At 72.9% G+C, this 22323-nt stretch carries 22 protein-coding genes; 13 read left to right on the top strand and 9 right to left on the bottom strand.

The annotated features are described in order from the left end of the window. The first annotated feature begins 21 nt into the window (after positions 1-21). Entirely contained in the window at positions 22-675 is a 654-nt protein-coding gene (locus tag ACIBK3_RS29050; protein WP_399370345.1) for a DedA family protein, read from the top strand. A 102-nt stretch (positions 676-777) separates the two neighbouring features. Here ACIBK3_RS29050 and ACIBK3_RS29045 read toward each other — a convergent pair whose 3' ends face one another. Further along, the gene (locus ACIBK3_RS29045; protein WP_399370343.1) at positions 778-1308 is read right to left on the bottom strand and encodes a gamma carbonic anhydrase family protein; all 531 of its coding nucleotides are present in this window, start codon (positions 1306-1308) and stop codon (positions 778-780) included. A 121-nt stretch (positions 1309-1429) separates the two neighbouring features. On the opposite strand from ACIBK3_RS29045, the gene ACIBK3_RS29040 reads away from it, so the two are divergent. Beyond that, positions 1430-2194 carry an acyltransferase gene (locus ACIBK3_RS29040; RefSeq protein WP_399370498.1) on the top strand — a complete coding sequence of 255 codons (765 nt, stop codon included), beginning with the start codon at positions 1430-1432 and terminating at the stop codon, positions 2192-2194. A 30-nt stretch (positions 2195-2224) separates the two neighbouring features. On the opposite strand, the gene ACIBK3_RS29035 is transcribed toward ACIBK3_RS29040, so the two are convergent. Then, positions 2225-3082, bottom strand: coding sequence for an EamA family transporter (locus ACIBK3_RS29035; RefSeq protein ID WP_399370341.1), 858 nt, complete (start codon positions 3080-3082; stop codon positions 2225-2227). Between the two features lie 92 nt (positions 3083-3174). Between ACIBK3_RS29035 and ACIBK3_RS29030 the strand changes: the two genes are divergently transcribed. After that, the gene (locus ACIBK3_RS29030) at positions 3175-3747 is read left to right on the top strand and encodes a helix-turn-helix domain-containing protein (protein ID WP_399370339.1); all 573 of its coding nucleotides are present in this window, start codon (positions 3175-3177) and stop codon (positions 3745-3747) included. 32 nt (positions 3748-3779) lie between these two features. Then, positions 3780-4343 (top strand): YbaK/EbsC family protein, encoded by a 564-nt coding sequence (locus ACIBK3_RS29025; protein WP_399370337.1) that lies wholly within the window; start codon positions 3780-3782, stop codon positions 4341-4343. A gap of 2 nt (positions 4344-4345) precedes the next feature. On the opposite strand, the gene ACIBK3_RS29020 is transcribed toward ACIBK3_RS29025, so the two are convergent. Then, the gene (locus tag ACIBK3_RS29020) at positions 4346-5488 is read right to left on the bottom strand and encodes a cation diffusion facilitator family transporter (protein ID WP_399370335.1); all 1143 of its coding nucleotides are present in this window, start codon (positions 5486-5488) and stop codon (positions 4346-4348) included. Between the two features lie 61 nt (positions 5489-5549). Between ACIBK3_RS29020 and ACIBK3_RS29015 the strand changes: the two genes are divergently transcribed. Next, positions 5550-5909, top strand: a complete 360-nt coding sequence (locus ACIBK3_RS29015) for a metalloregulator ArsR/SmtB family transcription factor (protein ID WP_030664404.1) — start codon at positions 5550-5552, stop codon at positions 5907-5909. Positions 5910-5945: 36 nt separating this feature from the next. Here the strand turns inward: ACIBK3_RS29015 and ACIBK3_RS29010 are convergent, their stop codons facing one another. Together ACIBK3_RS29010 and ACIBK3_RS29005 are read right to left on the bottom strand one after the other, a co-directional pair. Beyond that, positions 5946-7166 carry a 4-hydroxybenzoate 3-monooxygenase gene (locus ACIBK3_RS29010; RefSeq protein WP_399370333.1) on the bottom strand — a complete coding sequence of 407 codons (1221 nt, stop codon included), beginning with the start codon at positions 7164-7166 and terminating at the stop codon, positions 5946-5948. Between the two features lie 106 nt (positions 7167-7272). Then, positions 7273-7680, bottom strand: coding sequence for a CoA-binding protein (locus ACIBK3_RS29005; RefSeq protein WP_399370331.1), 408 nt, complete (start codon positions 7678-7680; stop codon positions 7273-7275). A 151-nt stretch (positions 7681-7831) separates the two neighbouring features. On the opposite strand from ACIBK3_RS29005, the gene ACIBK3_RS29000 reads away from it, so the two are divergent. From ACIBK3_RS29000 to ACIBK3_RS28980, 5 genes are all read left to right on the top strand, one after another. Further along, on the top strand, positions 7832-8839 hold the full coding sequence (locus ACIBK3_RS29000) for a hypothetical protein (protein ID WP_399370329.1): 1008 nt from the start codon (positions 7832-7834) through the stop codon (positions 8837-8839). Further along, entirely contained in the window at positions 8836-9378 is a 543-nt protein-coding gene (locus tag ACIBK3_RS28995) for a SixA phosphatase family protein (RefSeq protein WP_399370327.1), read from the top strand. The genes ACIBK3_RS29000 and ACIBK3_RS28995 overlap by 4 nt, the downstream gene beginning before the upstream one ends. Before the next feature lie 184 nt (positions 9379-9562). Next, positions 9563-10189: a YigZ family protein gene (locus ACIBK3_RS28990; protein WP_399370325.1), complete on the top strand. Its 627-nt coding sequence runs from the start codon at positions 9563-9565 to the stop codon at positions 10187-10189. Between the two features lie 161 nt (positions 10190-10350). Then, positions 10351-11514, top strand: a complete 1164-nt coding sequence (locus ACIBK3_RS28985; RefSeq protein WP_399370323.1) for an exonuclease SbcCD subunit D — start codon at positions 10351-10353, stop codon at positions 11512-11514. Further along, positions 11511-14504, top strand: a complete 2994-nt coding sequence (locus ACIBK3_RS28980; RefSeq protein ID WP_399370321.1) for an AAA family ATPase — start codon at positions 11511-11513, stop codon at positions 14502-14504. The genes ACIBK3_RS28985 and ACIBK3_RS28980 overlap by 4 nt, the downstream gene beginning before the upstream one ends. A 2-nt stretch (positions 14505-14506) precedes the next feature. On the opposite strand, the gene ACIBK3_RS28975 is transcribed toward ACIBK3_RS28980, so the two are convergent. Beyond that, positions 14507-14953: an Lrp/AsnC family transcriptional regulator gene (locus ACIBK3_RS28975; RefSeq protein WP_399370319.1), complete on the bottom strand. Its 447-nt coding sequence runs from the start codon at positions 14951-14953 to the stop codon at positions 14507-14509. 129 nt (positions 14954-15082) lie between these two features. Here ACIBK3_RS28975 and ACIBK3_RS28970 point away from each other — a divergent pair, with 129 nt between their 5' ends. The 3 genes from ACIBK3_RS28970 (at position 15083) to ACIBK3_RS28960 (ending at position 17033) form a co-directional block, all read left to right on the top strand. Continuing rightward, positions 15083-15562 carry a rhodanese-like domain-containing protein gene (locus ACIBK3_RS28970; RefSeq protein WP_399370317.1) on the top strand — a complete coding sequence of 160 codons (480 nt, stop codon included), beginning with the start codon at positions 15083-15085 and terminating at the stop codon, positions 15560-15562. 43 nt (positions 15563-15605) lie between these two features. Next, the gene (locus tag ACIBK3_RS28965; protein WP_399370315.1) at positions 15606-16115 is read left to right on the top strand and encodes an immunity 21 family protein; all 510 of its coding nucleotides are present in this window, start codon (positions 15606-15608) and stop codon (positions 16113-16115) included. A 72-nt stretch (positions 16116-16187) separates the two neighbouring features. Further along, the gene (locus ACIBK3_RS28960) at positions 16188-17033 is read left to right on the top strand and encodes an SDR family oxidoreductase (protein WP_399370313.1); all 846 of its coding nucleotides are present in this window, start codon (positions 16188-16190) and stop codon (positions 17031-17033) included. Positions 17034-17046: 13 nt separating this feature from the next. On the opposite strand, the gene ACIBK3_RS28955 is transcribed toward ACIBK3_RS28960, so the two are convergent. From ACIBK3_RS28955 to ACIBK3_RS28945, 3 genes are all read right to left on the bottom strand, one after another. Continuing rightward, complete coding sequence (locus ACIBK3_RS28955) at positions 17047-18738, bottom strand: DUF885 domain-containing protein (protein WP_399370311.1); 1692 nt, start codon at positions 18736-18738, stop codon at positions 17047-17049. Between the two features lie 218 nt (positions 18739-18956). After that, the gene (locus tag ACIBK3_RS28950) at positions 18957-20405 is read right to left on the bottom strand and encodes a GNAT family N-acetyltransferase (RefSeq protein ID WP_399370309.1); all 1449 of its coding nucleotides are present in this window, start codon (positions 20403-20405) and stop codon (positions 18957-18959) included. A 207-nt stretch (positions 20406-20612) separates the two neighbouring features. After that, positions 20613-22199, bottom strand: a complete 1587-nt coding sequence (locus tag ACIBK3_RS28945) for an alkaline phosphatase D family protein (protein WP_399370307.1) — start codon at positions 22197-22199, stop codon at positions 20613-20615. Positions 22200-22323: the final 124 nt, after the last annotated feature.

The raw sequence follows: 22323 nt of genomic DNA, 5'->3' as shown, positions 1-22323 counted from the left end.
GCGACAGGGGAGGAACCGGCGTTGCACGTCCAGGACTGGCTCGACACGGTGCCCGCGGCAGCCGTCTACGCCCTCGTGGGACTGGTCATCGGCCTGGAGAGCCTGGGCATTCCGCTGCCCGGCGAGATCATCCTGGTCTCCGCCGCGCTGCTGTCCTCGCAGCACGCCGGCATCAACCCGGTGATCCTCGGCGCCTGCGCCAGCCTCGGCGCGATCGTCGGCGACTCCATCGGCTACGCCATCGGACGCAGGGGCGGCCGGCCCCTGCTCGCCTGGCTCGGCGAGAAGTTCCCCAAGCACTTCGGCGAGGGGCACATCGCCACCGCCGAGCGGTCCTTCCAGAAATGGGGCATGTGGGCCGTCTTCTTCGGCCGCTTCATCGCCCTGCTGCGGATCTTCGCGGGGCCGTTGGCGGGCGTGCTGCGGATGCCGTACTGGAAGTTCCTGATCGCCAACGTGCTCGGCGGCATCATCTGGGCGGGCGGGACGACCGCGGTCATCTACTACGTCGGTATCGTCGCGGAGTCGTGGCTGAAGCGGTTCTCGTGGCTGGGCCTGGTGGCGGCGGTGCTGGTGGGGCTGACGTCGATGCTGGTGCTGAAGCGCAAGGCGAAGAAGGCGACGGCGCAGAAGCAGCAGGCCGAGGCGGGACCGGAGCCAGTCCGGGCCGACTGAGGCGCGGGACCGGAGCCGGCGGGGCCGACTGAGGCGCCGGACCAGAGTCTGTCCCGACCGGCTGAGACGCCCTCAGGCGCCGGCTGCGGCTCAGTCTGCGTGTCAGTCCGCGTGCACCTCGCTGTGCGCCTTCCCCAACTCCGCGTACAGCGTGCCGTTCAGCGTCACGCCCTGACGCTCCTCCTCCGTCAGTTCCCGTCTCACCTTCGCCGGCACACCCGCCACCAGTGAGCCCGGCGGCACCTCCATCCCCTGCGGCACCAACGCCTGCGCCGCGACGAGCGAACCCGCGCCGATCACCGCGCCGTTGAGCACCGTGGCCCCCATGCCGATCAGGCAGTCGTCCCCGACCGTCGCCCCGTGGACCACCGCGTTGTGGCCGACGGAGACCCGTTCGCCGATGGTGACGGGGAAACCGGGGTCGGCGTGCAGCGTGCAGTTGTCCTGGATGTTGCTCTGCTCTCCGACGGAGATCCGCTCGACGTCGCCGCGCAGCACCGCGCCGTACCAGACGCTCGCGCCCGCCTCCAGCGTCACGTCCCCGATCACCGACGCGTTGGGCGCCACGAACGCCCCCTCGTGGATCTTCGGTTCCTTGCCGCCGATGCCTGTGATCAACGCCTTGTGCGCCATCGCCCTCACCTCGTTGTCGCTGCTCGTCGTCGTCGACACGGGCACCGTACGCCACCGGGTGGGGCGAAGATCACAGGCCCTCGAACTCATGGGTTCACGTCGCGCTGAGTACCGTGAGCGGGTGCCGAAGCGCAAGAACACGTTCTCATCATGGCGGCGCCGCACGATCCAGCGGGCCGTGCACGCGGGCTGGGCCTGGGTGCAGCGCACCGGCTCCGTCACCGCCGACCACCCGGGCCGGTTCCGCTTCGGCGCCCTTGGCACGGGCACCCGGCTCGCCTTCCCGCTCGGCACGGTCTTCGGTGAACCCTGGATCCACCTGGGCGCCCACTGCATCGTCGGCGAACAGGTCACCCTGACCGCCGGTCTGATGCCCGACCTGGACCTCGGCCAGGAGCCGATCCTGCGTATAGGGGACGGGGTGGTCCTCGGCCGGGGCAGTCACGTCATCGCCGACACGACGGTCACCATCGGCAGCGACTGCTACTTCGGGCCGTACGTCTATGTCACGTCCACGAACCACTCGTACGACGATCCGCACGAGCCCATCGGCAAACAGTGGCCCCGGATGGAGCCGGTGGAGATCGGGCCGGGCTGCTGGGTCGGGACCGGCGCGGTGATCCTGCCGGGGGCGCGGATCGGGCGGAACGTGGTCGTCGCGGCCGGTGCCGTCGTACGCGGAGTGGTGCCCGACCACGCGGTGGTGGCGGGGGCGCCCGCACGGGTCGTGCGGCGCTGGACTGCGGCCGACGGCTGGCAGCCGCCGCTGCGGACCCCGCCCCCGGTGCCGATCCCCGAGGGCGTCACTCCCGAACAGCTGCTGAAACTGGCGGACTTGGACGAGAAGGACGTGGCCCGGCTCGCGGAGTTGGACGCCGACGCCTGAGGGGCTGTTGCTCCCGCGCCGGAGCCTCGGCTAACCCGCCGCCAGCAACAGCGTGCCCACCAGCGCCAGGCCCGCCCCCGCCGCCTGGACCGCCCGCAGGCGTTCGCTGAGGAAGCCGCGGGCGGCCAGAGCCGTCACCACCGGGTAGAGCGAGGCGAGGACGGCGGCCACGGTGACCGGGCCGTGCTGGACGGCGACCGAGTACGTGCCGTTCGCCGCCACGTCCGCGAGGCCGACGAAGCCGAGCGCCGGCAGCGAGGCCCAGGGGAACCCGCCGGGCGGGAGGGCCTCGCCGCCCCGCCGCACGGACACGGACAGGGCGGCTGCGCCCACCGCGACGTTGACCACGCGCTGCACGAAAAGGGCGAGGAACAGGCCGGTGACCGTCGTCGAGGCCTCCGCGATCAGCGCGAACACCGTGCCGAAGCCGAGAGCCGCGACCAACGTCAGGACGATGGTCTGCCGCTGGACGGGGGCGCCCCTCAGGTGTGGTCCGCCGGCGAGGGCGACGCCGGTCACGGCGACCGCGATGCCCGCGGCCCGCACGAGTCCGGGACGCTCGCCGAGGACGAGGCCCACGCCCACGGGGACCGCCACGCTGAGGGTGGCCAGCGGGGAGACGACACCCATCGGGCCCCGGGCGAGTGCCTGGTAGAAGCAGATCAACGCCACCGGGCCCGCCAGGCCCGCCGCGACCGCGAACCACAGCCGGGGTCCCGCCTCGCTCCAGCCGCCGGTCGCCACCACGATCACGCCGAGCACGACCGCCGCGATCGTCTGCGAGACGACGACCACCGTGAGCGCCGGGACGCGTCGGCTCAGCAGTCCGCCGCCGAAGTCGGCCAGCCCCCACAGCAGGCTGGTCGCCAGGGCGAAGAGTGCTGTCACTGAAGCCTCGCAGTACAGTTCGGTGAATGATCGGGTGCACCACACCGTAGTGCAGTCGAATGAACTCTGTCATTCAGAATATTGGACGGAATGTGTCGGACCTCGACCTGCTGACCCAGTCCCTGGCGCGCAACGTCAGGCACTGGCGTGCCGTGCGCGGCTTCACTCTCGACGTGCTCGCCGCGCGGGCCGGGGTCAGCCGCGGCATGCTCATCCAGATCGAGCAGGCCCGGACCAACCCCAGCCTCGGCACGGTCGTGAAGATCGGTGACGCGCTCGGTATCAGCATCACCACCCTGCTCGACTACGAACGGGGCCCCAAGGTGCGGGTCGTCCCCGCCGACCAGGCCGTCCGGCTGTGGCACACCGAGGCCGGCAGCTACAACAGGCTCCTCGCGGGCACCGAGGCCCCCGGCCCGCTGGAGATGTGGGACTGGCGGCTGATGCCGGGCGAGAGCAGCCCGTCGGACCCGCACCCCTCCGGCACGGTCGAACTGGTCCATGTCACGACGGGCGAGCTGACGCTCACCGTCGACGGTGTGGAGTACCGCGTCCCGGCCGGCGCGAGCGCCACCTTCGAGGCCAACACTCCGCACACGTACGGCAACCAGGGCGAGGTCCCGATGGAGATGGTGATGGCCGTCTCGGTCCCGCCCGTGCCCTGAGACGGCCCCGCCGGCTTTGTTAGCGTGCCGCCATGGAAGCACCCATCGGACACTTCGAGCACGCCACGCCCGCCCCGGACGCGCTCGGCGAACTGACCCGCCCGGTCGCCGACGCCGTACGCCGGTGGAGCGGCAGCGTCCCCGCCGAGCAGTTCGTGTACGTCGACACCGACCCGGAATGGGCCGACACCGCCACCTTCGTCGAGCACTACGGCCGTGAGTTGCTGGAGCAGTCGGCGAACTGCGTGGTCGTGGCCGGGAAGCGGGGCGGCGAGTCCACGCTCGCCGCGTGCGTCGTGCTGTCCACCACCCGGGTCGACGTCAACGGAGCCGTGCGCCGCCGACTCGGCGCCCGCAGGGCCTCGTTCGCCTCCATGGACATGGCGACGGGGGAGACCGGCATGGAGTACGGCGGCATCACCCCGATCGGGCTGCCGGACGGCTGGCCGGTGCTGGTCGACTCAGCCGTGGTCGACCTGCCGTACGTCCTGGTGGGCAGCGGACGTCGGCGCGGCAAGCTGCTGGTGCCGGGGAAGGCGTTCGCTCAGCTGCCGGGCGCGGTGGTGCTGGAAGGGCTGGGGATCGGGGCCGCCTAGCCTCAGGCGTGCGCGTGGTGGGCGAGGGGGTGGTGCGGATCCGCCTCGCCCGGTACGGGGGCCGGATCGGCGTGCACCAGGGCCGCGGTGAGGCGAGGGACGGCGTGCAGCAGGGCGTGTTCGGCGTCCACGGCCACGGCATGTGCCTGACGTACCGTCGCCTCTCCGTCCACGACGACCGCCACCTCGGCGCGCAGCCGGTGCCCGATCCACCGCAGCCGCAACTCGCCCACCCCACGCACCCCTTCGACCTCCCGCAGTGCCCGCTCGGCCGCGTCCACCAGGGCCGGGTCGACGGCGTCCATCACCCGCCGGAACACCTCGCGTGCCGCGTCCCGGAGCACCAGCGCGATCGCGGCCGTGATCGCCAACCCCACGATCGGGTCGGCCAGTTGCCACCCCAGTGCCGAGCCGCCGGCACCCAACAGCACGGCCAGTGAAGTGAATCCGTCCGTACGGGCATGCAGTCCGTCGGCGACCAGGGCGGCCGAACCGATGTCCCGGCCCACCCGGATCCGGTAGCGGGCCACCCACTCGTTGCCCGCGAAACCGACCAGAGCGGCCACCGCCACGGCCGGGAGGTGCGTGACCGGGCGCGGGTCGAGCAGCCGGTCGATCGCGGCCCAGCCCGCGAAGGCGGCGGACGCGGCGATCGTCAGCACGATCGCTATGCCCGCCAGGTCCTCAGCCCGGCCGTACCCGTAGGTGAAGCGCCGGGTCGCCGCCCGCCGGCCCAGCACGAAGGCGATGGCGAGCGGTACGGCGGTCAGCGCGTCCGCGGTGTTGTGCACGGTGTCCCCGAGCAGCGCCACCGAGCCGGAGACCGCCACCACGACCGCCTGCGCCAGCGCCGTCGCCCCGAGCACCGCCAGCGAGATCCACAGGGCGCGCATGCCGCGGGCCGAGGACTCCAGGGCGGAGTCCAGCTTGTCGGCGGTCTCGTGGGAGTGGGGGGTGAACAGGTGGCCGAGGCGGTGCCGCAGACGGGCGGAGCGGGAAGAGCGCGAGGAGGCGTGTGGGTGCGGGTGGCCGTGCCCGGACGCGTGGTCGTGCGGGTGTGGGTGCGGGTGTGCGTGTCCGTGCCCGGATGCGTCGTCGTGCGTGTGTGGCGCGTGCCCGTGGCCGTGGTCGTGCCGGTCGCTCACGTGGATCCCCTTCCGGTGCGCGGGTGTGGACGTGCGGAGCCCACGACGCCATTATGTGCGTATGAGCGCACGCTTGCACCTATCACCTGCGCATCATGCGCATCCGCGTACCCCGGGCGAGGAGCAGTTCGCGCTCGCCGCCGAGGTCCTGGCCCTGCTCGGGGACCGCACCCGGCTCACGCTGCTGCACGCCCTGGCGGCGGGCGAGGCCGATGTCACGACGCTCACCGAGGCGTGCGGGGCGGCGCGGCCCGCGGTCAGCCAGCACCTGGCTCGGCTGCGGCTGGCCGGGCTGGTGAACACCCGGAAAGAGGGACGTCGGGTGATCTACTCACTGCGCGACGGGCATCTGCGCCGCCTGGTGGACGAGGCCCTGAACGTGGCCGACCACCGGCTCAGCGACCGCCCGCCGCACGACTGACACGGCGGTACCTGGGCACGGCGCCCGGCGGCGAGGTCAGTGGCCCGGCGCCGTGCCCAGGTACTGCTCGGCGAAGGCGGCCGCGGCGGCCGGGGAGGTGAACAGGCGCCTGAGCCGGGCGAAGGTGGTACCCGCGCGGTAGGCGTCGCCCGACGAGGTGCCGTGGTACACCTCGGAGAGCCACTGCGAGAACTCCTGGTAGTCCCACACGCGCCGCAGACACGCCTCCGAATAGCCGTCGAGGCCGGTCTCCTCGCCCTTCGTGAGGTACGCGACGAGCGCGTCGCCGAGCAGGAAGGCGTCGTGCAGGGCGAGGTTCATGCCCTTCGCCGCGATGGGCGCGGTGAGGTGGGCGGCGTCCCCGGCGAGGAAGAGCCGGCCGAACACCATGGGTTCCACGACGTAGCTGTGCATGTCGAGGACGCGCTTCTCGATCAGCCGTCCCTCGATCAGCGGTCCGGCGCCGGTGGCGGCGAGCCGCTGCCGCAACTGGGACCAGACGCGTTCGTGGGACCAGTTCTCCGGGTCGTCGCCGGGCGGGCATTCCAGGTAGTAGCGGGTCACCTCGGGGCTGCGGGCCATGTGCCCGGCGAAACCGTTCGGGTGGATGCCGAACACGACGCAGTCGTTGGACGGCGGCGCCTCGGCGAGCAGCGCCAGCCACCCGATGCCGTAGTCGTGCCGGGCGATGTGCGCGTGCCCGGGAAGGGCGGTGTGGGTCACGCCGCGTGCCCCGTCGCAGCCGGCGACGAAGTCGCAGGCGACCACTACGCGGTGCCCTTTCTCCGGGTCGACGTACGACACCGACGGCCGCTCGGTGCCCAGGTCGTGCAGCTGGACGTCCCGCACACCGAACCGTATCTCGCCGCCGCGCACGTCCGCGTACTCGCGCACCAGGTCCGTCACCAGCAACGGCTGCGGGTAGACGAAGTGGTGACTGTCCGTCAGTTCCCGGTAGGAGAACCGGAATCGCTCACCGCCGAACCGGAACTCGCAGTCGGTGTGCAGCTGGGCCCGCTCCAACAGGGGGTCGGCGAGGCCGCGTTGCTGAAGGCCGCGCACGGCCCACTCCTCGATGACGCCCGCCCGGGGCCGCTGCTCGATGAACTCACGCGTCTCCGTCTCGAGGACGAGACAGTCGACGGAGGCCGCCCGCAGGATGTTGCCGACGGCCAGCCCCGCGGGACCGGCCCCCACGACGACGACCGGAAAGCGTTGCGGGGCACCAGAACCGGTGGAGGAGGCCGTGGAGGTCACCCGGGCATTATGCCGGGGCCTTCAGGAGGTGGGCAGCGCCGGGAGGCCTCGGCGCGGGGGGGGCGTGCGCGGGCCTGCCGCACGGCACCCGCGGGCGCACCGATGCTCAGCCCAGGCGGGGGATCTCGATGGCGGGGCAGCGGTCCATGACCATGTCCAGGCCGGCTGCGCGGGTGCGGTCGTACGCGGCTTCGTCGACGACGCCGAGCTGGAACCAGACGGCCTGGGCGCCGATGGCGGCGGCTTCGTCGGCGACCGTTCCGGCGAGGTCGCTGTTGACGAACACGTCGACCACGTCCACGTCGAAGGGGATGTCCGCGAGCGAGGCGTATCCCTGCTCGCCGTGCACGGTCTCCGCCTTGGGGTGGACCGGCACGACCCGCTTGCCGTGGCGCTGCAGCACCTCGGCCACGCCGTACGCGGCACGCCGCCGGTTCGAGGACAGGCCGACCACGGCCCAGGTGTCGCCGAGTTCGGTGAGGATCTTGCGGACCGTTGCGTCGTCGCCGTACACGGTGGATCTCCTCGGGTCTGGCGGGTGGGCTGACTGGCTGGCGTAGGGGAAACAGTGAGCCGTTCCCGGTGATTCCCTGTCGTGGAGCCGGGCGGAACATTTGTTCGGGTGCGCGGTGGCGCTGTGCGGCCCGCGCGCCTACGCTCAGGCCGTGCTGCGCATCATCGACGCCCGAACCGGCGAGCCCGTCGACGCCGCTCCCGCCCGCCGCGGCCTGACCCGGGTCGTGGCCCACGTCACGGGCTCCGACCCGACGGCTCTCCGGGTGCTGCTCCTCGCGGACGTCCTGGTCCGCGCCCTGGAAATAGGCGGCACACCGGTCTGGGCCCTGCTCGGCGGCGAGCGGCGGCAGCCGGACCTGAGGGCGACCGCCGCGGCCCTGGGCATTCGGCCGTTCGAGGACGGCGGGGACACCGGGGCGGGATTGGGGGCGGCCCAGGTGATCCATGTGGTGGCCGAGTGTGAGGACGATGGCGGGGCCCGGTCGGAGGAGGGGCCAGGGGCCGGGGGCGGCTCTGAGGCCGGACCCGGTTCTGGGTCCGGGACGGGTTCTGGGTCATGGACCGGTTCTGGGTCCGACACCGCGCGGGTTGCCGACGGCCGCCGAGCGTCCGGCGGCGCTCACGCCGCCGCCGTGGATGGGGTCGCCGGTACGGCCCCGGCATGCGACTGTGCCCAGACCCCCGGCGCCGCCCCGGCGCCGGGCTCGTCCCGTGCCGCCTCTCACGCCCCCGCCGGCGTCCACCTCGCCGTCGCGCCCGTCGCGCCTGTCGCCAACGTCTCCTCGGCCGGCCCCGCGGACGCCGCGATGCCCGAGGGCGCCGACCCCACGGTCGTACGCCTGGGACTGCTCTCCCGGCCCCGAAGTGAGCCCGCCCCGCTGGACGCGGACACTCTGAGGGACGCCGAGGACACCCTCGTACGGTGGCGGCGGGCGGTCGCCGAGTGGGCGCGGGAGCCGTCGCGGGCCATTCCCGAGGAGGTGCGCGGGGAACTGCGAGCCGCCTGGGAGGACGACCTGGACGTGCTCGGCGTCCTGCGGATCCTGCGGCGCGTGGAGACCTCGGACCTGCCCGCGGGCGCCCGCTTCGAGACGTACGCCTACGCCGACCGGCTGCTCGGTCTCGAACTCACCCGCGACATCGGATCCCCGGCGTGATCGCCCGGGCGGGAGCGGGCCCGCTGCGTCACCTGGTCGTGCTGAGGCACGCCAAGTCCGCCTGGCCCTCCGGTGTCCCCGATCACGAACGCCCGCTCGCGCCGCGGGGCCGCCGGGACGCTCCCGCCGCGGGCCGTGCCCTCGCCGAGGCCGACCTGCTGCCGGACCTCGCCGTGTGCTCCACCGCCGTACGAGCCCGGCAGACCTGGGAGTTGGCCTCCGGGCAGTGGGGGACACCACCACCGGTACGTTTCGCCGCGGAGGTGTACGCGGCCGACGTACCGGAACTGCTGGACGTCGTGCACGCCGTGCCCGCCGAGGTCGACACGCTGTTGCTGGTCGGGCACAACCCCGGGCTGGAGGAACTGGTCCTCGACCTGGCCGGGGACGGTCTCGACGACGCCCTCGAGGAGGTGCGCCTGAAGTTCCCGACCTCGGCGATCGCCGTCCTGGCCTGGCGCGGCACCGACTGGCCGGACCTCACCCCGGGAACGGCCCTGCTGACGGGGGTGATCGTCCCGCGGGGGAAGAAGAAGTGATCCCGCGCGCGTGGACGCGCGTACGGCGGCACCCGGCCCGTGCGGTCGCGCGAGACCAGCGGGACCGCGGCGACCGCGTCCGGAACGGTGGCGCCGGCGCACACGGTACGCATAGCTCCACACCCGCGCCCGCCTCCGCACCCGCCCCGAAACCCACCCCGGCCCCTCGGCATAGGCTGGCCCGATGCAGGACCAGTACCGCACCGTGGCCCGCGCCGGCGTGCACGAGACCGAGGTCAACCGCTCACGCTTCCTGTGCGCCCTCGCCCCGGCCGCGACCGAGCGGGAGGCCCAGGACTTCGTCGCCGGCATCCGCAAGGAGCACGCGGACGCCACGCACAACTGCTTCGCGTACGTCATCGGCGCCGACGCCGCGATCCAGAAGGCGAGCGACGACGGCGAACCCGGCGGCACCGCCGGCGTCCCCATGCTCCAGATGCTGATGCGCCGCGACATGCGGTACGTCGTCGCCGTCGTCACCCGCTACTACGGCGGCGTCAAGCTCGGCGCGGGCGGCCTCATCAGGGCGTACGGGGGAGCGGTCGGCGAAGCGCTGGACTCCCTCGGCACGATCACCCGCCGCCGGTTCCGCCTCGCCACGGTGACGGTGGACCATCAGCGGGCGGGAAAGATCCAGAACGATCTGCGGGCCACCGGACGCGAGGTGCGGGACGTGCGCTACGGCGAGGCGGTCACCATCGAGATCGGGCTGCCGGACGCCGGTGTGGAGGCCTTCCGGGCCTGGCTGGCGGACGCGACCGCCGGTACGGCGGGGTTCGAACTCGGCGGAGAGGCTTACGGGGACGCCTGACGGTCCGCGGGCGGCGGTGACGGCTGATCGTGGGAGGGCTCGGGGGCGGTACGGTCAATATGCGCAATGCATGCATAACGGCCGTCGGAGGAAGGTGCCATGACGGTCGATACGGGAGTAACCACCCGTGATGTCAGACCCCGCCGTTAGTCTCGGGGATCATGAGACTGCTGCACACATCCGACTGGCATCTCGGCCGGGCGTTCCACCGGGTGAACATGCTCGGGGCCCAGGCCGAGTTCATCGGCCATCTCGTCATGACCGCGCGGGAGCGCGACGTCGACGCGGTGGTCGTGTCGGGAGACGTGTACGACCGCGCGGTGCCGCCGCTCGCCGCAGTCGAACTATTCGACGACGCCCTGCACCGTCTCGCCGACCTCGGCGTGCCCACCGTGATGATCTCCGGTAACCACGACTCGGCCCGCCGGCTCGGCGTGGGCGCGGGCCTCATCGGACGCGCGGGCATCCATCTGCGGACCGAGCCGTCGGCCTGCGGGGTGCCGGTGGTCCTGTCCGACGCACATGGTGACGTGGCGTTCTATGGGCTGCCCTATCTCGAACCCGCCCTGGTCAAGAACGAGTTCGCCGTGGAGAAGGCCGGGCACGAGGCGGTGCTGGCGGCAGCCATGGACCGTGTCCGCGCCGACCTCGCCACCCGCGCGCGGGGGACGCGTTCCGTCGTCCTCGCCCATGCCTTCGTCACCGGCGGCGAGGCAAGCGACAGCGAACGGGACATCACGGTCGGCGGGGTGGCCGCCGTGCCCGCCGGCGTCTTCGACGGCGTCGACTACGCGGCCCTCGGCCATCTGCACGGCAGCCAGACCATCACCGAACGCGTGCGCTACTCCGGCTCCCCGCTGCCGTACTCCTTCTCGGAGGCCGGCCACCGCAAGAGCATGTGGCTCGTCGACCTGGACGCCGAGGGCGCGGTGAGCGCCGAACGCGTCGACTGCCCGGTGCCCCGAGCCCTGGCCCGCATCCGGGGCACCCTGGAGGACCTGCTCGCCGACCCGGAGCTGACCCGGTACGAGCAGGCGTGGGTGGAGGCCACGCTCACCGACCCGGTCCGGCCCGCCGACCCCATGGCCCGGCTCGCCGAGCGCTTCCCGCACACGCTCAGCCTCGTCTTCGACCCCGAGCGGGCGCCGGACGACCCCGCCGTGTCGTACGCCAGGCGACTCGCCGGCCGCAGCGACCAGGAGATCGCGGAGGACTTCGTGGCCCATGTGCGCGGCGCCGGTCCCGACGCGCGCGAACAAGCGGTGCTGCGGGACGCGTTCGACACCGTGCGGGCGGACGCGACCGTGCGGGAGGTGACGCGGTGAGGCTGCACCGACTGGACATCACGGCGTTCGGCCCCTTCGGCGGCTCCCAGAGCGTCGGCTTCGACGAGCTGTCGGCGGCCGGGCTCTTCCTGCTGCACGGACCGACGGGGGCGGGGAAGACCTCCGTCCTCGACGCGGTGTGCTACGCGCTGTACGGCTCGGTGCCGGGCGCGCGGCAGAGCGGCCAGGGCCTGACCCTGCGCAGCGACCACGCCGCCACCGGCACGCGCACCGAGATCCGCCTCGAACTGACCGTCGCCGGGCGCCGGTTGGAGGTCACCCGGCAGCCTCCCTGGGAACGCCCCAAGAAGCGCGGCGCCGGAACGACCCTCGACAAGGCGCAGAGCTGGCTGCGCGAGTACGACGCCACGGCCGGCGCCTGGAAGGACCTCAGCCGGTCCCACCAGGAGATCGGCGAGGAGATCACCCAGCTGCTCGGCATGAGCCGTGAGCAGTTCTGCCAGGTCGTCCTGCTGCCCCAGGGCGACTTCGCGCGGTTCCTGCGCGCGGACGCGGAGGCCCGCGGCAGGCTGCTCGGCCGGCTCTTCGACACCCACCGCTTCGCCGAGGTCGAGAAGCGGCTCGCCGAACGCAGGCGGGCGGCCGAGGCCCAGGTGCGTGAGGGGGACGCCGCGTTGCTGGCCGACGCGCACCGCATGCAGCAGGCGGCCGGCGGCGCCATGGAGCTGCCCGCGCTGGCCCCGGGCGAACCAGGACTCGCCGAGGCCGTCCTGAGCGCGGCGGCCGTCGCCCGCAGCACCGCCCGTGAACAGCTGACGATCGCCCACTGCCGTCTCACGGCCGCCGAGTCCGCCCAGGCGGCGGCCGAGCGGGACCTGGCCGACGTACGCGAACGGGACCGGCTGCAGCGGCGGTTCACCGAGGCGCGGGAGCGGGCCGCCCGCCTGGAGGAGCGCGCCGACGCCCACCGAGAAGCGCAGGCGCGGATGGAGCGGGCCCGCAAGGCGGAGGCGGTGGCGCCGGCCCTGGAGCTGCGGGAGGCCGCGGACGCCGAGCACCGCAGGGCGACCGCGGACCGGACGCACGCGGGTGCCCTGCTCCCCGAGGCCTTCGCCGACGCCGGCGCCGGCGGTCTCGCCGCCGCCGCGCGGCGGGCCGCCGAGGAACTGGGCGGGCTGGAGTCTGCGCGCCGTGCCGAGCGGCGGCTCGCCGAACTCGTCGCGGAACGGGCCGACCTGGAGCATCAGGAGCGGGCCGACGAGGAGGTCCGGCAGGAGGCGGTGGCCTGGCTCGCCGGATGGGAAGCGACCCGGGCCGCACTGCGGAGCCGGATCGAGTCCGCGCAGGAGGCGGCGGCACGGGCCGAGCAGCTCTCCGTCCAGCGCGAGCCCGCGCGGCGGCGGCTCGACGCCGCTCGCCTGCGCGACCAGCTGGCCGGTGACACGGAAACGGCCGCCGAGCAGGCCCGTCTCGCGCGGGAAGGGGCGCTGAAGGCCAAGGCGCACTGGCTCGACGTCAAGGAACAACGCCTCAACGGCATCGCAGCCGAACTCGCCGCCCAGCTGGAGGACGGCGCACCCTGTGCCGTCTGCGGAGCCACCGAACACCCCGCCCCCGCGCGCAAGGACGCCGGGCACGTGGGCCGGGAGGCGGAGGAGCGGGCGCTGGCCGACTACCAGCGGGCGGACGAGCTGCACACGGAGAGGGAACGGCGCCTGGGCGTCGTACGGGAGGCCCTGGCCGCCGCCACCGCCGAGGCCGGTGACGCGTCGACCGGCCGACTCGCCGAAGAACTGGACGAGTTGGAACGACTCTACGCACAGGCCCGCGGGGACGCCTCCGTCCTGCACTCCGCGCGCGAGGAGCTGCGGCGTGCCGAGGACGAACACGAGCAGCGCACCGTCGCCCAGCAGCAGGCGGCGGTGCGGGCCGCCGCCCGGGTGGGGCACCGGGAGCGACTGGACCGTGAACGGGCGTCCCTGGACGCCGAATTGGCCCAGGCGCGCGGCGCGGCCGACAGCGTGGCCGCGCGGGCCGCACAGCTGGAGCGGCGGGCAGCCCTCCTCACCGACGCCGCCGACGCGGCGCGAGCCGCCGAGGACGCCGCCCAGCGCCTCAAGGACGCCGATGCCCGGCTCGCCGACGCCGCCTTCCGGGCCGGTTTCGACACTCCTCAGGACGCGGCCGCCGCCCTGCTCGACGACGCCGCCCACCGTGAACTCCAACACCGCCTGGACGCCTGGCAGTCGGAGGAGGCCGCCGTACGGGCCGTTCTCGCCGAGACCGACACCGCGGCCGCCGCCCAGCAGCCGCCGGCCGACCTCACCGCGGCCGAGCGGGTCGCCGCCACCGCGGCTCAGCGGCTGCGCGACGCCGCCTCCGCGCGCGACGCGGCGGCCAGGCGCTGCGCCGAACTGGACCGCCTCTCCACGCGCGCGGTCACCGGCCTACGCCGACTGGCACCACTGCGCGAGGAGTACGACCGGGTGGCCCGGCTGGCGGGCCTCGCCGCGGGAACCTCGGCGGACAACGAACGCAAGATGCGCCTGGAGTCGTACGTCCTGGCAGCCCGGCTGGAACAGGTGGCCGCCGCCGCGACCGTACGACTGCAGCGCATGTCCTCGGGGCGCTACACCCTCGTCCACTCCGACGACCGCGCCGGCCGCGGCCGCAGCGGGCTCGGGCTGCATGTCGTCGACGCCTGGACCGGCCGCGAGCGCGACACGGCGACTCTGTCCGGCGGCGAGACCTTCTTCGCCTCGCTCGCCCTCGCCCTCGGCCTCGCGGACGTCGTCACCGACGAGGCCGGCGGGGTGCGGCTCGACACCCTCTTCATCGACGAGGGGTTCGGCAGCCTCGACGACCAGACCCTCGACGAGGTCCTCGACGTCCTCGACTCCCTGCGCGAACGCGACCGCAGCGTCGGCATCGTCAGCCACGTCCCCGACCTGCGACGGCGTATCCACGCACAGTTGGAGGTGGTGAAGGGCCGCTCGGGGTCGACGCTGCGGCAGCGGGGCGTCGGCTGAGGTCAGTGGCCGAGCGGGCGCCGGGGCAGCGGGGACGAGTAGACCACGCTGGTGGTCACCGAGCCCAGGGCGCCGATCTTGCCCGACACCTCCTCCAGCTGACGCATCGAACGGGCCGTGACCTTGATGACGAAGCAGTCGTCGCCCGTGACGTGGTGGGCCTCCAGGATCTCGGGCGTCACCGCGACCAAGTCGTGGAACGGCTTGTAGTTGCCGTTCGGATAGCGCAGCCGCACGAACGCCAGGATCGGCAGACCGAGCCGCTCCGGGTCCACGACGGCCGCGTACCCCTGGATCACCCCCGCCTCCTCCAGCCGCCGCACCCGCTCGGTCACCGCACTCGCGGACATGGAGACGGCCCGGGCCAGCTCGGCGAAACTGGCCCGCCCCTCCCGCTGGAGGACATCGAGGATGCGCCAGTCGGTGGCGTCCGGGGAAAACGCGGTCATGACCGAGAAGTAGCAGGGAAATCACCGGCTGATCAAGTGGTGTGCCGTGGATCGCGCCTTCAGGATCCGGATCGGCGCCCGTAGATTTCGGGGCACCGAGATCCGCACGAGGAAGGCCGGTCCACGATCATGACCATGACCCACGCTCTCAACCCCGTCCTGCGCGTCGCCCCCGCCGCCCCGGCCGAGGCCGCCGCCCACTTCCGCGCGAGCCTCGCCTTCCACGCCGACGTGTCCGACGTCGCCGCCGCGCTCGACGCCGAAGAGAACCCCGGCTTCGTCGTCCTCGACTCCCGTTCCACCGAGTCCTGGGACCAGGGGCACATCCCGGGCGCCGTCCACCTGCCCACCGCGCTCATCCCCGAGCAGGCCGGGCAACTCCTCGACAAGTCGGTACCTGTGGTGACGTACTGCTGGGGTCCCGGCTGCAACGGGGCGACCCGGGCCGCGCTCGCCCTCGCCGAACTGGGCTACCAGGTGAAGGAGATGCTCGGCGGCTTCGAGTACTGGGCGCGCGAGGGCTTCCCGTACGAGACCTGGCAGGGCCGCGAGCTCCGCGCCGCCGATCCCCTGACCGCGCCGGTCGGCGCGGAGAATTGCGGCTGCTGAGGCCGTAGTTCGCCGTGTCGTGCGGGAGTGTAGGTTCTGCCGCATGGTGCGATACGCGGATCCGGGTGCGGTGGAGTGGGTGGAGTCGGGCGGCGGACCGCTGATAGCGGTGCCGGAGACGGTTCTGCCGTTCTGGGCGGGGGCCGACGGGGACGAAACGGCCTCGGACTACGACCGGGCGTGCGAGATCGACGGGTTCGTCGGACTGCTCCCGGTCGGGGACTGTGCCGCGCTGGTCCTCGGGGACGAACCTGCCTCCACCGCCTTCCTGCCCGACCACGCGGCGTTCGTCCGCTGGGGCGCCGCGGACTCCGAGGACGAACTCCTCGCCACAGTGCCGGCCGCTCTCGCCACGGCGGCCTGGGAGGACGAGGTCCACTGGACCGTGCCCGGCCCGGTCGTCCTCTTCGACGCGGCCTGGCCCGGCACCGACTCGACAGGGACCGACCACGTCAGAGTCGTACTGGATCCGGGCAGGTACGCGGTGCGCGCGGCTCAGGTTCAGCCCGGCCCCGAGACCTGGATCGGGGTCGTCCAGTTGCGGCGGCTGTGACCTCGTAGAGGAGCGTGCCCCACCCGGTAAATCACGTGCGCCCTACCGCACCCCCCGTCCACCATGATCCGTATGCCTCGACTCCCGCACCCCACGCCCGAAGAGCTGCGCCGTGATCCACTGCCGCTGCGCGGTCGTACCGCTCTGGTCACCGGGGCCAGCCGGCGGGCCGGTATCGGGCACGCGGTGGCCCGGCGGCTCGCCGCGTACGGGGCCGGCGTCTACCTGCACCACCACGTCCCGCACGACGAGCGGATGCCGTGGGGTGCGGACCGGACCGAGGACGTGGTCGCCTCCGTACGGGCGGCGCTCGGCGATCCGGACGCCCGGGTGGTCGCGGGCCCCGGTGATCTGTCCGACCCTGCCGAGCCCGCCCGGTTGATCGCCACCGCCGCCGCGGCGCTCGGTGGACGGCTCGACATCCTCGTCGCCAACCACGCCCTCAGCGGCTCCGACGGCACCCTCGACACGATCGACGCCGCGAAGCTCGACGCGCACTGGGCCGTCGACACCCGCTCCGTCCTGCTGCTGGTGCAGGCCTACGCCCGGCTGCGGGCCGACCTGCCCGCGCGTACTCCCGGCGGCCGGGTGGTGATGATGACGTCCGGTCAGGACCACGGCGGCGGCATGCCCGGCGAAATGGCGTACGCCCTCCAGAAGGGCGCCCTCGCCTCCATCACCCGTTCCCTGTCGACCACGCTCGCCGAGTACGCGGTCACCGTGAACACGGTCAACCCGGGCCCGGTGGACACGGGTTATCTCACGGGCGAGGGGTACGACGCCGTCGCCGCGATGTTCCCGGGCGGCCGCTGGGGCATGCCCGACGACCCGGCCCGCCTCATCGCCTGGCTGGCGACGGACGAGGCGGGCTGGGTCACCGGTCAGGTGATCGACTCGGAAGGAGGCTTCCGGCGCTGACCGGACGCCGTGATCACAGAGCCGACAACTCGTCCACCAGGTCGTCCAGGCCCAGTGAGCCCTGCGACAGAGCCGCCATGTGCCAGGCCTTGAGGTCGAAGGCCTCACCGTGCCGTTCACGCGCCTTCTCCCGGCCGATCAGCCAGGCCCGCTCGCCGAGCTTGTAGCCGATCGCCTGTCCCGGCATCGTCAGATAGCGGGTCAGCTCGCTCTCCACGAAGTCCGCCGGCCGGCTGCTGTGCGCGCCGAAGAACTCCTGCGCCAGGTCCGGCGTCCAGCGCTCGCCCGGGTGGAAGGGGGAGTCCGCCGGGATCTCCAGTTCCAGGTGCATGCCGATGTCGACGATGACCCGGGCGGCCCGCATCATCTGCGCGTCGAGGTAGCCGAGCCGCTGCTCCGGGTCGGTCAGGAAGCCGAGTTCGTCCATCAGGCGCTCCGCGTACAGGGCCCAGCCCTCCACGTTGGCGCTGACCATGCCGATGGAGGCCTGGTAGCGGGAGAGGTCCTTGGAGACGTACATCCACTGGGCGAGCTGGAGGTGGTGACCCGGGACGCCCTCGTGGTACCAGGTGGAGACCAGGTCGTAGACCGGGAAGCGGGTCTTGCCCATCGTCGGCAGCCAGGTGCGGCCCGGACGCGAGAAGTCCTCGGAGGGCTCCGTGTAGTACGGGGCCGCCGCGCCGCCGGGCGGAGCGATGCGCGACTCCACCTTCCGTACCGGCTCGGCGAGGTCGAAGTGCGTGCCGTCGAGCGCGTCGACAGCCTGGTCCATCAGGCCCTGCAGCCAGTCCCGGACCTCGTCGACACCGTCGATGTGCCTGCCGTGCTCGTCGAGGTGGGCGAGCGCCACCCACGGCGTCTCGGCGCCGGGCAGGATCTTCTCCGCCTCCCGCCTCATCTCGCCCAGCAGCCGGTGGAACTCGGACCAGCCGTACGCGTACGCCTCGTCCAGGTCCAGGTCCGTGCCGTTGAAGTAGCGCGACCAGCGGGCGTAGCGCTCGCGGCCCACCGTGTCCGGGGCGCCCTCGACCGCCGGCGCGTACACGTCCCGCATCCAGTCCCGCAGTTCGACGACGGCCGCGGTCGCCGTGCGGGCGGCCTCGTCGAGGTCGGTGCGCAGCGTCTCGGGGCCGGCCGAAGCGAAGTCCTCGAACCAGCCGCGGCCCTTGCCGTCCGTGTCCGCCCACTGCGTCAGCTGCCCGACGAAGGTGGCGGTGCCCCGTGGGCCCGCGTACAGCTTGCGCTCCAGGCCGAGGGCGAGCGACTCGCGGTAGCCCGCCAGCGCGGCCGGCACCGCGCGCAGCCGCTCGGCGACCTGGGCCCAGTCCTCGTCGGACTGCGTCGGCGTGAGGGTGAAGATGTCGCGCACCGAGTGCACGGGCGTGGCGATGTTGCCGACCGCGCGCAGGCTCTCGTCAGCCTCGTTCACGGCGAGTTCCGCGCTGAGCCGCTCGCGCAGCAGGCGCGCGCACCGGCGCTCGATGTCACTGTCCGCGCCGGGCTGCCGCTCGGCCTCGTCCAGCCGGACCAGGGTCCTGCGCGCGAGATCCGCGAGCGCCTCCTGGCCCGCGGGCGAGAGGTCGGGCAACCTGCTCGAACTCTCCTTCACGCCGAGATACGTACCGGTGATCGGGTCAAGGGCGATGAGCTCGTCGACATAGGCGTCGGCGACCTCGCGGGGGAGAGGGCTCTTGGTCTGTGACATGCGCCCCATCCTCGTACGAGGGGCCGCCGCGCGTCACTCGGATTGAGCCGACAACCGGCATCACGCCGCCTGTCCCGGGCCCCGGACGAACGGCCCGGCTCCACCCGCCGAGCCGTTCACCAAGGACACCGGGCCACCCGCCGGCGACGTCCGGTCCCGCTGGGGCCTGCTGCGAAAGGGGCCTCGTCGCCCGTCACCAACGTCCCGGGACAGCACACCTAGTCCCGCACGATCTCCTCGCCGAACTCCCGGTCCTGCGTGTACGGCGGCAGCGCGCCGGCCGAGGACGCGTCCAGGCGGGCAGTGATCACCAGGGTGCCCTCCTCGATCTGGTAGTCGAGGGGGAGACCGAGTCCGCGCATCGCCGCGACCATGCCGGTGTTGGACGACTGCGTCACCGCGTACACGCTGGCGCAGCCCGCCTCGACCGCCATCGCCACCAGCCGGCCCAGGAGTTCGGCGCCGATGCCGCGCCGCTGCCAGGCGTCCTCGACGAGCAGGGCGACCTCCGTCTCGTCCCCGTCCCACAGCAGGTGGCCGAGTCCGACGATGCGGCCGGAGGGGGTCTGCACGGCGAGGGTGCGGCCGAAGCGTGGGCTGAGCAGGTGGTTCAAATAGCGGTCGGCGTCACCGACGGGCCCGTGGTAGCGCATCCCGAGGGTCCGCGCCGAGCACCGCTCGTGCATCGCGCTCGCGGCCTCCAGGTCACCGGTGTCGGCCCGCCGTACGGTGATCGCGTTGCCCTCGGGCAGGGTCAGCACGTCCTGGCTGCGCGGCACCCGCGGACCGAGACGCGCGTCGAGCTCCACCAGGGCACGGGCCCGGGCGAACTCGGTCGGGGTGAACGGCAGGTACGGCCGCTCCACGGTGATCGCTCCGCCTTCCGGCGCCCGCAGGCGCATCACGGTGTTCTCCAGCACCCCTTCCACCGGCACGTCCTGCGGTACCCGGCCGCCTCCGGCCGCCGGCTTGGCGGGCAGTGAGCGGATGGTGCACCGGCCGAGCAACTGCCTCAGCGCGAGGGGGAGTTCCGCCGCGTCCAGGGCCGTACGGGTGGCCAGGCCGAGGACCCGCGTCGGGGCGTCCACCAGGTCGTGGGCGTCCGCGCGCTCGATCCAGGTGTCGCTGCCTCCGGCCAGCGCGACCTCACGGGTGATGCCGGAGCCCGCGAGCTCCGCGGGGGCGCGCAGCAGGAACTCGTCCACCGTGCCGTCGGCCAGGGGATGGGTCTGCAGGCTCAGGATGTCGACCCGCTGTCCGGCGAGGGCCACGCACAGGGCGGCCAGCGAGCCCGGCTCGTCCTTCACGGTCGTCCGCATCCGCCACAGCGTGCTGGCCCCGGTCACCGGGTCCGGGCCCGCCGCGGGCCGGCCGGAGGGCCCGGCCTGCTGCTTCCCGGGCAGTGGCCGGGCATCGGTATCACTCGTCGGAGGGGCGTGACCGTGGCGGCGTGACCACCATGTGTGGAAGGTCGCGGTGGCGATCAGGACGACCGCCGAGGCCACCAGCAGGGCCGGGCCGTCGGGGCCGTGGCCCACGAGGTTCGCCACGGCGTCCGCCACCGCGACGGCCGTGAACAGGGCGGCGAGTTCGACCACGTCGCGTCGCCAGTGGTGGACGGGACGGCCGTTTTTGGCGCGGGTCACATCGGACACTTTTCGAGTCATGCGACCACTGTGAAGGAAGGGTGTTGCGTGATCACGAACGCTCTGTGACTGATCGGTAAAGTGTGGTTCCGTAGCTTTTTGTTGTTTCTTATACGGTCTGACCGCAGAACCGAGCCGCAGAACCGAGCCGCAGAACCGAGCCGCGGGCGCGAGCCGCGCACCGGGAGATGACGCCGGTGCGCGGGACGCCCTTCGAGGGTACGGGAGTTACTGGCCCACCCGGCCCGGCTGGAGCACCTGGGTGAACAGCACGGTGCCGTCCTGCTCCCGCAGCCGTACTGTCAGCTCCCCGCTGTGGCCGTCGATGTCGACCTCGCCGAAGAACTGGTAGCCGCCGGCGGGCGACACGTTGGAGGCGGTCGGCGCCTTCACGAACACCCGCTCCGGACCGAAGGTGCTGTCGAGCGCGCTGGCCGGGAAGGCGCCGGCGTTCAGCGGCCCGGACACGAACTCCCAGAACGGCTCGAAGTCGGTGAAGGCGGCCCGCGAGGGCTGGTAGTGCTGCGCCGAGGTGTGGTGCACGTCGGCCGTCAGCCACACCGTGCCGGTGATCCGCCGGTGCTTGACGAACCGCAGCAGCTCGGCGATCTGCAGCTCACGCCCGAGCGGCGCGCCCGGGTCGCCCTGCGCCACGGCCTCGATGTTCGGCCTGCCCTCGGTGGTGTCCGGCACGACCAGCCCGAGCGGCATGTCGGCGGCGATCACCTTCCACACCGCCCGCGAGCGCGACAGCTCCCGCTTGAGCCACTCGAGTTGCTCGGCGCCGAGGATGCCCTGCGGGTCCACGGTCTGGTCGTCGGGCGAGTTGGCGTTGCGGTACGTCCGCATGTCCAGCACGAACACGTCCAGCAGCGGGCCCTGCCGCAGGACCCGGTACACCCGGCCGTCCCGAGCGCCCGGCCGCAGCGTGGAGACGGGGAAGTACTCGCTGAACGCGCGCCGGGCCCGCGCCGCCAGCACGTCGACGCTCTTCTCGGTGTAGCGGGTGTCCGTGGTCGCGATGACCTCGCCCGGGTACCAGTTGTTGCGGACCTCGTGGTCGTCCCACTGGATGACGGACGGCACCTGGGCGTTGAACCGCTTGAGGTTCTCGTCCAGCAGGTTGTACCGGAAGTTGCCGCGGAACTCGGCCAGGGTCTCGGCGACCTTGGACTTCTCCTCGGTGATGATGTTCCGCCAGGTGCCGCCGTCGGGCAGGGCCTGGGTCGCCGCGATCGGGCCGTCGGCGTAGATGTTGTCGCCGCTGCAGAGGAAGAAGTCGGGGTCGAGCTTCGCCATCGCGTCGTAGATCGTGTAGCCGCCGAACTCGGGGTTGATGCCCCAGCCCTGCCCGGCCAGGTCACCGGACCACAGGAAGCGCACACCGTGGCTCCGGCGCGGCGCCACGGTACGGAACGTGCCGGCGACCGGCTCGCCGGTGCGGCGCGGGTCGTCCGGGTCGGCCAGCAGGACGCGGTAGTGGATCTGCTCGCCCGAGGGCAGTCCGCGCAGCCGGGTGGTGCCGGTGAAGTCCGTGTCCGCGCCGAGCAGTGGGCCGTGCCATCTGCGCGGGTTGCGGAACGACTCGGTCGCGGACGTCTCGACGATCATCCGGGCGGGCCGGTCGGAGCGCACCCACACCAGGCCGGAGTCGGCTGTCACGTCTCCCGTCTGCACGCCCCACCCCGCCTTCGGGCGCCCGGACAGGGCGAGGGCCGGTGCCGAGCCGAGGGCCGCGGGCAGGGTCAGGGCCGCCGAGGCGGCCAGAGAGCCGCGCAGGACGCTGCGGCGGCCGGGGAGCGGACGGTGTGACATGGATACGCCTCCAGCGACGGGATCCGGCCGGCGTGCGGTGCCGCAACTGGCCAGTGTGCAGTGCCACAACTACTGGTGCGCCGCAGCGCACACGCAAACCGCAAGTGAACAACTGACCCCGGGG

Source organism: Streptomyces sp. NPDC050287 (genome assembly GCF_044459385.1).
Lineage (GTDB): Bacteria > Actinomycetota > Actinomycetes > Streptomycetales > Streptomycetaceae > Streptomyces.
The sequence above is the reverse complement of the archived record's forward strand: the minus strand, read 5'-3'. Positions and strand labels throughout refer to the sequence as shown.